This window comes from Mycobacterium tuberculosis H37Rv, assembly GCF_000195955.2.
GTDB classification, from domain to species: domain Bacteria; phylum Actinomycetota; class Actinomycetes; order Mycobacteriales; family Mycobacteriaceae; genus Mycobacterium; species Mycobacterium tuberculosis.
Window position 1 is genome coordinate 4,366,900 of the sequence record NC_000962.3, and the last position, 15,042, is coordinate 4,381,941.

A 15,042-nucleotide genomic window follows, 5' to 3' on the forward strand; every position below is an offset into this window, starting at 1 on the left:
GCAACGTTCTACCGGCCTATCGACATCGTGACCGGCTCAAGGCTGACATAGCGGTTCTCCGCACGGAACATTTCCATCTCAACCAGCCAGTTTTGTCCTGCCGCACCGACTTTCACCGTTGCCCGATCGATTTGTTCGATGGTCACCTCGAAGCCATGCCGATCGCTCTCGGACAGCGAGGTACCGGGTCGGGCAATGGTGATGACACTGGCTGGCCGTGGCGTGGGCGAAATCGCGACATCGACACCGCTGCCTTCAGATTTGCCGTCATCGCCGTTCTTGCGCCGCCGCACGTACTCCACGACGCCGACAGTGGTGCGCGGCGCGGGCCGTGGTGTGCCGACGATGCTCAACTGCGGCATGCGTACGCTGGCCCAACGCTCTTGGTCGCGAGTGTGCACACACACCCGCTCACCGGCACCGACGACGCGAATCACGATCCTCTTGGCGATCGTGTCGTCCGCGGCCACGAAGACGCGCGACAGCTCACCGGCGTCGGTAACGGGAATCATCAGCCGGTCCCCGTTGCTCAGCTTGCCAATCAACACCCCCGACGGTCCGATCTCGGTGACTAGCTGCGCCGGCAACGGGCAGCGCCGCTGTCCGCGTAGGTGTGGACGTGGCCCGCACATGTTGGCCGCAGCCGCGGCGGCTTGCTCACCATTGAGCCGACGCAAGATCACACTGGGCGGGGTAGGCGCCGGCGTCGGTGTGCGCACGGTGATGGTCGCGGTGCACGTCGCGTCCGGATACACCGTTACGTTCTGGATGACCTCATCGGCACGCAGCGTCCAGGCTTGCGAGAGAACCCGCGACGAAATCGCCTCAGCCGGGTACGCATACGTCGTCATCCACCCGGCTTCACCGCGGATAGCTTTCCAGCGCTGCGCACTCCCGGCTACCGCGTCCGACCCCAGCCGGCGATCAAGCTCAGCCAAGTCTGTTGCGGTGGCCAGTTTGGCGCGCAAGCCCTGACAGCGCAGGGAGCTGGCAACGCGTTGGGCGACCGAAATGGCAGCGGCCCCAACGCTGGTACGCCAGCGTAAAGCTTGGGTGTTGCCGATCACCGGAAGCCGCATGATCAGCCACGTTTCGCGCCGCCCGGCATACGGCGGCGTACCGATCTCCGCGTCATACACCCGCGGGTAATCGCCGACGGTGCCGGTTCGCGAGCCGAAGGTGACGACGCTGATTGAATCGAGTTCCAGGTCCAGCGGGTGGCGCAGCAACGGCGCGAGCTCAACGACGTCAATCACGTTGTCGCTTTCTACGGTCACCGACCCGGTGACCGTAGTCGCCCGGTGCGCTCGGCCGAGAAGTTGCACCGCCACCACCGCGACACCGTCTTGCACGCGGACGCCACCCCCGGATCGGTTGTTGGCCAAGGTAATTGGGTCATTCCATTTGACGGGACGCCGACCCCGCAGCCCCAGTACCGCCCACGACCACGCCGGCTGACCCCACCACTGTACGAACACCAAGGCGACGCCGACCACGACAGCCATGACCGCACCTAGCTGGCCGCCCAGCGCCCAGCCCGCCGACGCGAGCACGAACACTGTCCACACCCCGGCGACCCGCCTCGCACTGCGCGGGCTGAACCCGGTCAGCTTGGACGTCAACGCGCCCTCCGTAGCCGAGCCCCGATTGCCATTGCCAGCACACCGGTGGCCACTGCGCCGACGAACCCGATAGCGATATTGCGCGCCCGGTGATCGGGCGGAGGGGGTGGCGCGGCGGGCGTGATCACCCGGCTCTGTGCACCCGGGGCCATCCGATCACCGGATGGGATGTTAAACGTCAATGCGGCGACCGGATCCACCAGCCCGTACCCCAGTTTGTTGTCCACGCCCGCAGGCGGATTGTGCGCCGACTGCACGATCCGGTTGATCACTTGGTAGGCAGTCAACTCGGGGAATTTGGCCCGCACCAGTGCCGCGACGCCGCTGACGTAGGCCGCCGAAAAGCTGGTGCCCCAGAACGGCATATTCTTCTCGCCTGGCCGCGACGGCGGGTAGGCATTGACCGGTCCGCCGCCTTGTGGCGATAGACCCATGATGTGGGTTCCCGGTGCCGCGACACCGACCCACGGACCCGACATGCTCTTGTCCAGTGCGGCGCCGTAGGCATCGACGGCACCTACCGACAGGACGTAATCAGAGAACCATGACGGTGACGACACAACCGTGACCTGATGCCAGTCCCGGGGATCTGACGGGTCCAGCGGGTCATACATCGGGTTGTTGCCGCAGCCGGCCTCCCCGTCGTTGCCGGCTGCTGCCACGATCACCGCATCCTTGACGGTGGCCGCATACCACAGCGCGGCGCCCAGCACCCGCTGGTCGCCCGGAGCCGCCGCAGGCAGACATGCGGTCACCGAAATGTTGATCACTTTCGCCCCCATGTTCGCCGCGTGTACCACGGCACGCGCCACCGAGTCGAGGGTGCCCGCTTTGACTTTCTCATCGGAGTTGGGACCCGCCGACGACGGGTTGACCGGCTCGAAGGCCCGCGAGGACTGCCGAATCGAGATGATGGTCGCATGCGGGGCCACCCCCACCACCCCGTCCGGGGCGCCCGGCGGGGGTGGGGGCACCGCGGGTTCGTCTTCGGTTTGCGGATCCGGCGGTCCATTGGACGGCGCCATGGCGCCCGCATCCTCGGGTGGTGGTGGCGGTGGCGCAACGGTTTGGGTGATCGTCACCGGCGGCGGCGGGGGCATCGGGGGCGGGACTTCTACCGGCGGCGCCGGCGCGGCGGTGACCGGCGGCGGCCCGGCCGGCGGTGGGAACGCCGCGGTGGCCGGCATGGCCCTTGGCATCGGTAAAATCCCAAGCGGTGCAGCGGCAATGATCGAACTCACCACCGTGCCGTGCGCGTCGCAATCCGATAGGCCGTCCTCCCCCATGATGTAGTCGCCACCGGGCACCACCGGCAGCCGCGGGTTGGGACTGACGCCGGTGTCGATGACTGCCACGGGCACACCGTTGCCGGTGCTGTACTGCCACGCCTTGCTGATGTTGACCAGGTTGAAGCCCGGTGCTAGCTGCGCCACGTCGGGATTTCTTACGGTGATCGGTGTGGAGCAGCTGTTGGAGCGGCGCATGGGCTGATCAGGTCCAGGCCGCGCGTCTGCAGGCACCATCGCCGGATCTACCGACGGCGGTGGGATAGCCTGTGCCGCAGGAACATTAGCTGACAAAGCAACGAGGGTGAGGGCGGCGCTCGCGGCCGCGGCCCGCAGGCCAGGTCGGTTTAGTGGCGAAGCCATGCAAACAGCCCCCCTAGGGCCGCAGCCGCTGGTAACAACGCGATCATGGCCAGCACTTCTAGCCATTCCACGGTCAACCGGATGATCGGCCTAAACCGCGTCGCCGGTACCACGAGGGCCACGGCCAAACCCAATGCGGCGAAAGCCGCGACGAAGATCGCAGGCCAAAGCAGCCCGGTCTGAACACCTTTCGGGGTGTCGAGGGCGTACTTAAGCACCCCGGCACACACCGCGGCGGACGCCCCGCACACCAATGCGACCGCTTGGTATTTGGCGGCGAACCCGCGGCCCTGGGTGATGAAGAGGCCCACCGTCAAGCCGGCAACCAACAACGCCAACCAGGCCCACGGTTGACGTGGCGTCAGCACCCCCCATACCGCGGCGGGCAGTACGAGCGACACCCCGACGCACATACCCACCTGTACCGCGTTAACCAGCCGCGCCGACGCGGCGATCGCGGTGCCGCGGGCGGTGATGTCGGTCAGTTCATTGTCCTCATCGTCGGCGTCGGCTTCGCTGACCGGAGCCACCGTATCGACGGGCATTCCCGCACGGCGCGCGAACAGATCCCGGCCGGTGATCGATCCGAAGTGCGGGGGTCGTACCCGTGCCACCCACAACGCAACGGTCGGAGTCATCCTGATCAGGACAAGCAGCCCTACCAGCACGCAAATCGCCAGCACCTGCATCGAAACCGGCCTAAACATTCGGACGGCGGCGACAGCGGCAAGGATCCCGCACACCGTTACCACCGCGGTGACCACTGCGGTCTGCCACCGCTTGCGGGTCGCCACGCCGATCGTGATCGCACCCAGAACCACCACCACGAGCCCGATCAGCGCATGAGCCGCCCCGAGCGCGCCCGGCGGCGCGCACGCGGCGGCCACGGCAAGCAACACCACCGCCAGCCACCCGAACCCACTGAACAGGTCACGGCGCTCCCGCCAACCCCACCACACCACCAATGCCCCGATCACCAGGAGCACACCAATCCCGCCAGCCATCGCAGCTGGGACCGGGCTGTCGGTGATTGTGCGTGTCCGCAACGTCAGGGCCAGCACCACTCCGACCGCCATGGCGATAATCGCCATGGCGGTGTGGGCGGCAGTCAGCGAGGTTACCGGCGCAAACATCCGATCCCCGCCGTCACGCCCCAGCCACTTGCCCATGGCCGCCAGCCCGGTGGATAGCGATTCGTACTGTGGCTCAAACGACTCGCCAGCAACCCGGGGTACTAGCACCAGCGTGTCACCGTCTTGAACGCCCAGCTCGTCGAGGCTCTTGTTGATGTCCAGCCGCACCCCGTTGATCTTGTGTAGCTCATAGCTACCCGCCGGCAGCGCAACCCCGTCGAAACCTTTGCGCTTCAGATCGGCATCGAACAACTCCACCATTCCTTCGAAGAATCCCTCTACTGGAATTCCGGCGGGGAATACCTGGGAGCATAGATGCTTGTCGTAGCAAATGTTGACCGCACAACGTGCCGGGAAAGCAACCTTATGCGGCGCAGTCACTGCGCCGCCCGTTCGGCATCCGGAACGTATTTGTCGGCCAATCCGGCGGTGATTTCGAAAAGCCGCAACCGCGACTTCTTATTTAATTCATGCACCGTATCAATGATCCCGCCTTTGGCCAGGTGCGGATCGAACGGCATTGCTTCCACGATTGCACCGACCTTGGTAAAACGTTCGGTCAGGTAGGCCAGCGCATCCTTGTCGGTAATGCTGTCGGTGTGGTTGAGGATCACGGTGCTGCGCGAGACCAGCTCGTGATAACCCTGCGCCCTGAGGTAGTCCACCGCCCGCAGCACCGGCCGGGACCGGTCCGCGGTGATTCCCGAGACGAACACCAGGGTGTCGGTGCTCTGCAGCACTGCCTTCATCACGTCGTGCTCTAGGTCGGGCGAGGTGTCGATGACAATGACGGTATGAGTTCGCCGCAGCCGAGACAACACTGCGGAGAACATCGCCGGGACGAGCGGCCTGGGCTGGTCTGATGTCCGATTTCCGGCCAGTACGTCGAGCCCGACCGTGTTTTGCCCCAGGTGTTCGCGAATGTCTGCGTAGCCCTGGACATCGGTGTCGTTGATAATGGCGGCGTAATCCCCCGGCGGCGACTCGTCGATGCGGTCGGCCAGGGTACCGAAACTCGGAACCGCGTCGATCGCAATCACGTTCTCCGGGCGGCATTCCCGAAACACGCCGCCGATGCACGCGGCCATCGTGGTGACCCCCACGCCGCCCTTGCCGGACACAACCGTGATGACATATTGCCGACGGATATGCCGACGGATACGTCCCTGTAAATTGCGGTAGTGCCGTTCCCGGGGCGATTCACCTGGATTAATTTTGTGAAATGAAACGGAATAGACGAATTTCCGCCAACCGGTTCCCGGGGGAATCTTTCTAGGGGCAGCCAGATCGGTAATACGCATGGTGTCGGATACCGAATCCCGAAAGTGATGCCGCACCGACGGATCGCCGCGTCCGATCGCGCCGTCGTCTAACATATTCGGGTCATTCCACGGGTTCGTCACGACCGCGATGCTAACATGATTCGAGATTCCTTGTTTACTGCGCGTGAGCGGCTCTTTGAGTGCATTAGTTTGCTATTCGCCAGACAATGTCATTCACACCACACGCCGGTATGAGTACCATTCGTCACCAGCGGGCAAGCGGCGGATGAGCCGTTGCACCGCCCCACCGATATCAGAGCGCGATCCAGGCGAGAGGACCTGGTAACGTCGCTGTCCCGAGGTCACGCTTTCGACGCAGATGCGCCCGGCGGCAGTGTCCACGATGGCCACCGTTGAATCGCCGACCAGGATGCGCGCCGACTTTTCCGGCCCGACGCCTGCCTGCAGCGCCACCAGGGTGGCGTGCGCGGAGCGTGTGGGATCGGCGGCCATGGTTACCATCTGTAGCTGGTCGACGTCCAGGCGCTGACTGAGCAGATACGACCGCAAGGTGCCGGCGTCGCGTACGGCGTGTAGTAGTTCGTCGGCGTCGACGGTGACCGGCCGTAGCGGGGCGGCCTCAGCGACACCGCACAACCGCTCGACCTGACCCACCACGAGTTCGCCGGCCCCGGCCTCGTCACTGGCGGTGCCGGCCGGGTAGAGCCGCACCAGGTTGCCGTGGCGTTCCAAGACCACCCACCAGGTGGCAAATCGGCAAATGGCCGCGCGCGTCGGTTCGCCGCCCGGCACCCCGATCGTTACCAGTAACCCCAGGTCGCGTCGCAACAGCACGGTCAGCCATTCACGGACCATGGGGTCGGCATTACCGGCCTGGTCCAGAGCCCCCACCGCCATCAACTCGGCGGCCACCGGGTGGCGAAGTGCCCGCTCGGCGGTGTCCAACCGCGGCAACAATGGCCGTAATCCCAGTTCCGGACAGGTTTGTTCCACCCCGGTTACCGCTTGTAGTACCCACAGGCCATCGACCGTCGTCGTCAGCATGTCACGTTCATCTCAACCAGCTAGCAGCAAGCAGAAGGTGGGGCAGACGCGCGGTCCGCGCATGTACCCCACCTTCACTCGGCCCACGGCCGGCTTTAGAACAAGCCCGCGATGGCCTGGTCGGTTCCGATCGCGTTGTCCAGCACGTGGCCGGTGGTAGTCCCATGCTGACCCACCGTCTCAATGAGCCCCTGCAGCCCCGACAGCATCTGCGCCTGGGCGTCGAAAAACCCTTGCGCGCCGTGGCCCGCGAAAAACTCTTGCAGCGCATTTGTTTTGCTGGCGGTGTCTTCGTAAATCATGTGGAGCTGGCCGGCGCGCGAGCCCACGTCGGAAGCGAAGTCGGATACGGCTCCCGGGTTATACGTGATTTGATCTGACATGTGAAATTCCTTTCCGAGGCGTGAAACGAGTTGGGTCAGGATCCGTGGCTAGCGCCGAACAGCGCCTGAAACGCTGTCTGCGAGTCCGCCTCGTGTCCCTCCATCAGGGCTGCGGCCTGCACGAGGCCCTCGGCCAGGCGCGTGCCCCCGGTAAGGACCTTGTTCAATTCATTGGTGATCTCGGTGGCTGTCATATGCGAAGCAACGACGCCGGTACCAGACCAGGTGGCGGGGTTCATGACGTTTTCCTGGTTGGCTAGGTAGCCCTTGGCGATTCCCATGGCTTGCTCCATATTCGCCTGGATATCGTTGGCGGTGCTGCGCAGCATCTGCGGTGTTACCTGAATTGTGTCTGCCACGGGCCCTTCTCCTTTACTGCCGTTAGCCGTTCCCCCTCAAATATCGGGGCATGACGCGAAGTGTATGGCTGCTCTGCGGACCTGTCGATTCACCCTGTGCCCGAGCTAGATCTACCGCCGGTCATCGACAACACGCACCGTCGCGGCCTGCTCGGACTTGCCATGGGATCCGCGGTGACCCCCCGCCGCATGTCCGACCGGCATGCCTCCGATAGGGGTGCCACCCACCGTGGTCGTCGGCGCGCGCACGACGTCGGCGCCCAAAGCCCCGCTGGGCCGCAACCCGACCGGCCTGCCGCTGGTGCCCGATTCGAAAGCGCTGACGGGACGTGTGAAGCTCGTCGCTGGCATACCGCCGCCGCCCAGGGCGGCGCCTCCGCCGCCCGCACCGACCTCGGTGGCCGCGGCCGATATCCCACCGGCCGCCGAAGCCGCCGAGGCTCCCGGCGCCGCCCCGCCCATGCCCAGTGCGCCCGGGTTGGCGAACATGCCCACCATCGATTGCAGCGGCTGCATCGCGCTCATCGGTGCCTGCATCAGTCCCGACGGCGCCTGCAGCGCCTGCGGGGCCGCTTGCATCACCGCCTGCATCGGCTGCATGAACGTGCTGAGCTGATTGCCGAAGTTCTCACCCGCCGACGTTGACTGACCCGCGCCGGTTGACCCTGCCTGCACGCCCTGGTAGGCGGAACGCATCCCGTCACCGGCCGCGGCCTCGGCGGCCGCCTGGCCAACCGCCGCCGCAGCCTGTGCCGGAGCGGCCGGAGATGCACCCATGGTCGCGACCGGCGGCGGAATTGCCAGACTCTCGGCCAGCGCGGCGAGAACCCCTCCGTAGGTGGCGCCCACCGCGGCGTTATTCGGCCACATCACCCCGAAATACTCGACGTCCAAAGAGACGATTCGAGGCGTTAGTGTCCACAGCACGCTGGGGTTGATGGCGTTGTCGACGCCCCATTCGTCGCGGTTCTCCATGCACTCGGGGGCAGGGCGCATGGCCGCGTTGGCGGTCTCAAACGCCGCGATCGCGGTCGATACCACGGCCGGCTTCACGTCGACCCAGCCGGCCAGTCCGTGCAGCGTGGCGTTGAGCATGGTGACGTTAAGCGCCGAGGCCGCCGACCCGACACCCAACCAGCTCGCCGCGGTGGCGGCGGTGTTGATCGCCGACGCGACACCCGAGGCGTGGTGGCTGGCGCCCAGTGTGGTCCACGCCGTTTGATTGGCCAGATGGGTGCCCACGCCGGTGCCCGCCGTGAGCAGCAGGTCGTTGGCCTCAGGTGTCCGCGCAGCCCATCCTGGATCGGGCATGCCTACTTACCCTTGCAGCGCCGATGCCGCCGCGCGCGCCGCTTCTGTGGTCACGTACACGCCCGACGCGAGGCCCTGCTAACCCGCGAACAGGCCGCGCTGACTGGCGTGTTCGGCAACGACACCCAGGTAGCTGGCACCGCACGCGTTGAGCGCTGCGGAGAACATCGCGGAGTCGGGATCACCACCCATCGGCGTGGTGCTAAGCAGGGCTGGCGCCGCTCCGGCGGCCGCTGCCTCGGTTTCCGCACTGATCGCCGACTCGGCAGCTGCCGACGCCAGCACTGCTTCTGGTTGCACAGACCAAACCATGTTCGCCCCTCCGATTGCTTCTGCAATGCGTGATGGTCGCTGAGTGTAATGCGAGTCGGCCGATCGCGTATGCGCAAATCAGTCGTCTGCACCGATGCCGACGTCGAACTGGTCCACGCCGCCCCATGTGTTCCAGCATGTCAGCGGTACGTGTGGGGCGGATGTGAAATCTGCGACGCCTGGAGGATACGCGCGGGTGTCACTGAACCCGTACAGCGACATGGTCAGGCAGAAAGTAGCCATGCGCGCTATCTTGCGATCCGGCCCTACTGCTCGCCGGGCACCGACGGATACCCCACCAAAATCCCCTCGACGTCGCCGTCGGCACCGACCAACAGACCTCGTCCAGGCGGCAACGTTTGGGCTCGCACCGATCGATTGATTCGGTTTTGCGGATCGTTATCCATATACAACTGGGCCACTTTCGCCGAGGTCTGGGATTTCACCCAGGGGTCCATCGGCATCGTGGCCCAGTTCGCGCTGTTGCGCGTGCTGAATACGTGCAAACCGACCTGGCGGGCGCGTTCCATCAACTTCCACAGCGCCGCACCCACCGGCGGCTTCTGTGGGTAGCTCTGAGCCGGCCGCAGGTCCTGCACGTCGTCGATGAGCACAAAGTGCCGCGGTCCTTCCCACGGCTTGAGTGCGCGCAACTCCTCCTGGCTCAAACCCTTGGGCGGCAACCGCGGCAGCAAGATCTGCTGGGCCAACTCGGTGATCACCTCGTCGATTTCATCTTGGTCGTAGGCATACGCGCGCACATACCCAGGGGCGTGCAGATCTCGCAGACCGTGCGGAGCCGTTTTAGGGTCGATCAGCGTGAGCTGCGCCTGCTGCGGGCTGAACCGGTTCATCACCGCCTCGCCGATGGCCACCAGCGCCGTGGTCTTGCCGCAGCCTTGCCGACCTAAGATCATCAACCCTGGGCTCTCGCGCAGCTTGATCGGCACCGGACCCAGCTCGTGGCGCTCTCCGATCGCAAACGCGATCGACAGATCGTCACCGCCCTGGTGGACGGCCTCGTGCTCGACAATCGCGGACAGTTCCACCCGCTGTGGCAGCCGCTGCAGACTTGCGTGCTTGGTCACCCCGGCCACGTCGGCGATTCGCGCCCCGACATCGGTGATGCCCACCAGCTCGCCGGTACCGGGGTCGGCCAGGGCCGGAACACCGATTCGCAGCTCGTGCAGGCTTTCCGTCAAACCAAATCCTGGGCGGTTCAACGTCCGCCGCGCCGCCTCCCGCGATTCGATCGACAAATGCCCCATCTGGCTCTCACCGGGATCGGCCAGCCGCAACTGAATTCGCGCCGTGACATTCTGCAGCAGGCTCTGCCGCTGCCCATGAATCCAGCCGCCGGCACTGCACATCAGGTGCACCCCGTATTCGGGACCGCGGCTGCTCAACGAGATGATGCGGTCCCCCAACAGGGTGTCCTTGGCGTACAGGTCGTCGTAGTCGTCGAGCACCACAAAGACATCGCCGAACGCGTCGGTGGGATCGGTGCCACCCACCCCGTCGCCGCCGATCCCGAACCGGCGCTCGCGGAACCCGTCCATGTCGATCTTGGCTCGCCGAAACGCCTCTTCCCGCGCATCGATCAGCGCATCCATGGTGCTCAAGATGCGTTCGATGCCCTCGGCATCCTTGGGCGACACGATATCGGTAACGTGTGGAAGCGACCCAATCTGGGCCATGGTCGCCCCGCCGATGCAAAAGAACGTCACTCGCTCCGGGGTGTACATCGTTGCCGCCGAACACATCAGCGCCATCAAGGTTGTGGTCTTGCCGCGCTGCTTGGCGCCCACCACGATGATGTTGCTGCGTAGCGCGTCGACGGCGTGTACCACTTGCTGGGATTCTTCGGGGATGTCCATCACTCCCACCGGGAACATCAGTCCCGGGTTTTGACCGTAGTCGACATGCCAGGGTTTGCCACGATACGCAGCCACCAGCCTATCGACCGGCTCGGGGTCTTCCAGCGGCGCCAACCACGGCCGGCGCGGCGATCGGTGCGGCACGTTGTATAGCGACTCCCGCAGCACGTCGACGATCTTCTTCTTCTTGAAACCGTCGTCGTAATAGAGGAATTCGTCGGGTTCCGCATCGGCGGCCGCGGCGGTCGCCAATGCCTCGGCGTCGGCGGCATCCAGCGGTTGGTACTGCCAGTCGTACAGCCGGGGTTGGGTCAACGTCATGTCGATGGTTCGGGCCACCTCTTTCTTCTTCGGCACCACAAACGGCGCAGAGAGGTAAAAGCAGCGGAACGGTTCCAGATCCCGCGGCCCCACCTTGAGCAGCGCGAAACCGTTCTCCTTCGACGGCAGATGGTAGGCGGCGTCGCTGCCGATCACTTCGCGGCTGTCATCACCGGATTCAGCGCGCAGCGCAATCCGAAACGCGATGTTGGACTTGACCTTTTGCAGCGACGACAGGTCCAGCCGTTGACCGCCTAGCATGAAGAAGACGTTGGCGCCGCGACCCTCCTGACCGATGTGGATGATCAGATCAATCCACTTTTTGTGGTTGGCGAACAGCTCCAGGTATTCGTCGACGATCACCAGCAGCACCGGCACCGGCGGCAGATCGCGTCCGGCGAGGCGAATCTCTTCGTAGTCGTTGGCGTCGCGCGCACCTACCGATTTGAACAGTTCGTAGCGCTGTTTGATCTCGCCGTCGATAACTCTGCGCATCCGCTCGGCCAGATGCCGCTCGTCTTTGCCGAGGTTGGATAGCGCGGCCACCACGTGCGGGATGCCCAGGATGTCCTGGGCAGCCGATTCGAATTTCATGTCGACGAAGATGACGTTGAATGTTTCCGGTGAGTGCGTCAGCGCGATCCCATAGACCAACGACAAGAAGAGCTCCGACTTGCCCGAGCCGCTGGTTCCGATGACCACTGAGTGAAACCCGAAGCCGCCAAAGTCCTTGGCGCGCAGGATGATGTTCTGCAGCTCGCCGTTCGGTTTGGCGCCCACCGGAATCTCACACCACCGATCGTCGCCGCGACCGCGCCGCTCGGCCCACAACCGATCGACATCCAATTCCCGGGGGTCGCTAATGCCGAGCGAACGCAGCAGCTCGGCCGCGCCGCTGGTGGAATCGGTGACCTCGCTGCGACTGGTCGGTGACCACCGCGCCATCGCCCGCGCATATCGGTAGGCCCGGTGGATGGACAGCTGGTCGGCATGCGCGAAGAACGTGCCGCGCGCCCGCAACAGCGGCGCCGGGCGCTGGTCGTCATCGGCGTCTGCGCCATCGCGACCGGCCTTGACCGCGGTTGCCGCCCCATGTCGTTGGGCCATCTCGAAGACCTGGTCCTCGGCGAACCCCACACCGGTGCCCACCCGGGACGCGATGCGCAGCACCGTAAGCCCGGCCTTGCCGACCTGCCCGACCACGCTCTCCCACGCATCCGGGCTGCCGGTGTTGTCGTCGACGATCACCAGGTGCGGCCCCAAATCCACGCCGACCTGCCCGGTTTCCAGCGCCGAGCCCATCGCGGTTGGGCTGGCCACCGTCGGCGGGGTCCATGCGCCTCGCTTGCCCTTCATATGCAGCTCGGCTCCCAGCGCCGCCTCCAGTTCCTCGGGTGTGGCAAAGATCAGCCGCCGCCAGCCGCAGGCATCGAACAGCTCGTCGTGCAGGTTGTGGGGGAGCCACACCATCCACGCCCACACCTCGCGGTTGCGCGTCACCACCATCAGCTTGACGTCACGCGGGTTGTGAAACACCGCCAGCGAGCACAACACCGACCGCATCAGCGACCGCACCCGGTCCAGGTCCTCGCTCACGAAGCTGAAGCCTGGTGCCGACCGTAGGTTCACCACCTTGGCGATATCGCGAATCTTGCGCTGCTCCAAGATGAAATCGCGCAGCGCCTGCCCGGTCACGGGCTCTAGCTCCTCATCGGAGGAAATGTCCGGCCAGGTCACCGACAACACCGAATCTGGTGCGTGCTGCACACCCGTGCCCACCCGCACCTCTAAGAAGTCGACGTCGCCGCGGCCACGCTCCCACATCCGCGGACCGCCAATGATGGCGCCCAGTCCGGGTGGGTCCGAATGCACGGCGTTCTGCCATTCACGTTGCGCACACACCGCCGTCTGGATTTCGTCGCGGTTGGTGTCCAGGTCACGAAGATATCGACGACGCCCCTTCTCCAACTCACCCCAGGTGATCTTGCGGGCTCGACCGAATCGTCCGGAGAACGCCAGCATGCTGAACGCGCCGATGCCCATCAGCGGGAAGAACCCCGTGGCCAAGCTGCGCACGCCCGACACGTACAGCATGACGATGGTGCCGATCAGCGCCACGATCAACGCGGGAACGCCGATCATCACCCAGATGTTGCGCGGCTCGCGCTCCGGCAGAGCTATCGGCGGATTCGGAGCCACCCGAACGGGTTTCGGCGGGTCGATGTTGACGCGGTTGATGGGAAACGCTTTCTTGGACATCTAGGCGCCCGCCTTCGCCGTTGTCGTCACAATGGCCACCTGGCCGAGGGTGGGCACAGTATCGCGAGCCAAGAGTGCCGCATCCCGCGACAGAGCCGGTCCCGCAGCAAAAGTCCGCAGCAACGGCCACGGCGCCTGCACGGCCGCACCCGGATCCAGGCCCAGCGCCCGCAGCGTCGCCTCGTCGTTGGCGATCCCGAATCGCACCCCATTGCCGGACACCCAGAACAACGATTCGCGCGACTCGGCGGTGATCACACCGCTGGTCGATGTCACGAAGTTGGCCGCGCCGGGCAACACCAGCACCTGGGTGGCCACCACCGACGCCGGGGCGCGGTCATCGCGTACCAGCCGCACGATCCGGCTGTCCATCGACGGGGGCACCGGAAGCCCCCGCCCGTTGTAGACCGCGACCCGGGCCTGTGGATCCGTCGACGCCTTCTCCCACGACACGCAGGTGGTCGGATCCGCCGCGGTGTCAACGAAATTCAGCCGCCCGGCCGGGTAGTACTCCACCGGCAGCGAGGTCACCTGCGGTGTGTGGACCAGCACATCGGGGGTCACCACCCGCGGCGCCGCCGCCCCGTAGGAGTTCGCGCTGCGCAGCAGATCGGCCACGAAGCTGCTGATCTTTTGCACCCCGTCGGGCAGCAGCACATAGAACTGGCTGCCCCCGCCGGCGGTTTGGGCCTGCAACACCGATCCCACCCGAGCGCCCGGCACCCACGTCGACGGGGTGCCCGCCTCGGGCACCGCTGGCACCCGCAGCGGCTCGGTCGCGGGCAGCCCGTCGAAGAGCGCCCGTGAGATCTGTATTGGTGATGTCACGCCGGGGTCGAGCCCCAAGCTCAAGGTGACCGCCCTGTTGGTCGGATCGATCTGTGAGCGTTTGCCACCCCAGATCACGTAGGTGCTGCCGTCGAAAGTCACCAGCAGCCCGGCGTCGTCGCGCAGGTGTGTGGCGCGGCCACCGCCGGTGATCGGGCCCGCGATCGAGGTGACCACCGGCTTGTCCGCGCTGCGCGGGCGTCCCGCCGTGTCGCACACCGCCCACGCCGAGACCGCGCCCCGGTTCACCGGCATGGCCGCGGGTGCGCCCGGGATGCCGACCAGCGGCCCGGTCGGATACTTGGCGATCTCGGCGGGCTTGACCCATGTCGGCTGCCCCGCCGTGCCGGTGGCCAGCCGCGCGGACGTCAAGTTCAGCGCCGGATACAACCGGCCGTCGATGCGCGCGTAGAGTGCCCCGGAGTCGCGGTCCCCGATGATCGCCGAGTCACCCACAATGCCGGTGGGCTTGAGCACGTTGAGCAGCATCATCCATCCGGCGGCAATGGCCACCAACACCATCGACAACGCCAGCGCGGCGGTCTGCTTGCGGTCGTCGTGTTTCATGCGCACCGAGAACCGGGTGGTCGCCGCCCGCAGCCGCCGGTTGTAGAACAGATGACCGGAATTTTGGTCGCGGTTGGACAAACTCAGCGGCATT

11 protein-coding genes are annotated in these 15,042 nt (G+C 65.5%); all 11 read right to left on the reverse strand.

Annotated elements, in window-relative coordinates:
• Nucleotides 1–8: 8 nt before the first annotated feature.
• Nucleotides 9–1,622 (reverse strand): ESX-2 secretion system protein EccE, encoded by a 1,614-nt coding sequence (eccE2, locus tag Rv3885c; protein ID NP_218402.1) that lies wholly within the window; start codon nucleotides 1,620–1,622, stop codon nucleotides 9–11.
• The gene (mycP2, locus tag Rv3886c) at nucleotides 1,619–3,271 is read right to left on the reverse strand and encodes a membrane-anchored mycosin (RefSeq protein NP_218403.1); all 1,653 of its coding nucleotides are present in this window, start codon (nucleotides 3,269–3,271) and stop codon (nucleotides 1,619–1,621) included. Before mycP2 ends, eccE2 begins: the two co-directional genes overlap by 4 nt.
• A complete protein-coding gene (gene eccD2, locus Rv3887c) occupies nucleotides 3,256–4,785 on the reverse strand; it encodes an ESX-2 secretion system protein EccD (protein ID NP_218404.1) in 1,530 nt (509 codons plus the stop codon). The genes mycP2 and eccD2 overlap by 16 nt, the downstream gene beginning before the upstream one ends.
• The gene (locus Rv3888c) at nucleotides 4,782–5,807 is read right to left on the reverse strand and encodes a membrane protein (RefSeq protein NP_218405.1); all 1,026 of its coding nucleotides are present in this window, start codon (nucleotides 5,805–5,807) and stop codon (nucleotides 4,782–4,784) included. The genes eccD2 and Rv3888c overlap by 4 nt, the downstream gene beginning before the upstream one ends.
• Before the next feature lie 93 nt (nucleotides 5,808–5,900).
• Nucleotides 5,901–6,731: an ESX-2 secretion-associated protein EspG2 gene (gene espG2 / locus Rv3889c; protein ID NP_218406.1), complete on the reverse strand. Its 831-nt coding sequence runs from the start codon at nucleotides 6,729–6,731 to the stop codon at nucleotides 5,901–5,903.
• A 95-nt stretch (nucleotides 6,732–6,826) separates the two neighbouring features.
• On the reverse strand, nucleotides 6,827–7,114 hold the full coding sequence (esxC, locus tag Rv3890c) for an ESAT-6 like protein EsxC (RefSeq protein ID NP_218407.1): 288 nt from the start codon (nucleotides 7,112–7,114) through the stop codon (nucleotides 6,827–6,829).
• Nucleotides 7,115–7,149: 35 nt separating this feature from the next.
• Nucleotides 7,150–7,473 (reverse strand): ESAT-6 like protein EsxD, encoded by a 324-nt coding sequence (esxD, locus tag Rv3891c; RefSeq protein NP_218408.1) that lies wholly within the window; start codon nucleotides 7,471–7,473, stop codon nucleotides 7,150–7,152.
• 111 nt (nucleotides 7,474–7,584) lie between these two features.
• The gene (PPE69, locus tag Rv3892c) at nucleotides 7,585–8,784 is read right to left on the reverse strand and encodes a PPE family protein PPE69 (protein ID YP_178024.1); all 1,200 of its coding nucleotides are present in this window, start codon (nucleotides 8,782–8,784) and stop codon (nucleotides 7,585–7,587) included.
• A 78-nt stretch (nucleotides 8,785–8,862) separates the two neighbouring features.
• Nucleotides 8,863–9,096 carry a PE family protein PE36 gene (gene PE36, locus Rv3893c; RefSeq protein YP_178025.1) on the reverse strand — a complete coding sequence of 78 codons (234 nt, stop codon included), beginning with the start codon at nucleotides 9,094–9,096 and terminating at the stop codon, nucleotides 8,863–8,865.
• A 266-nt stretch (nucleotides 9,097–9,362) separates the two neighbouring features.
• On the reverse strand, nucleotides 9,363–13,553 hold the full coding sequence (gene eccC2 / locus Rv3894c; RefSeq protein NP_218411.1) for an ESX-2 type VII secretion system protein EccC: 4,191 nt from the start codon (nucleotides 13,551–13,553) through the stop codon (nucleotides 9,363–9,365).
• On the reverse strand, nucleotides 13,554–15,041 hold the full coding sequence (eccB2, locus tag Rv3895c) for an ESX-2 secretion system protein EccB (RefSeq protein ID NP_218412.1): 1,488 nt from the start codon (nucleotides 15,039–15,041) through the stop codon (nucleotides 13,554–13,556).
• Between the last annotated feature and the right edge of the window lies 1 nt (nucleotide 15,042).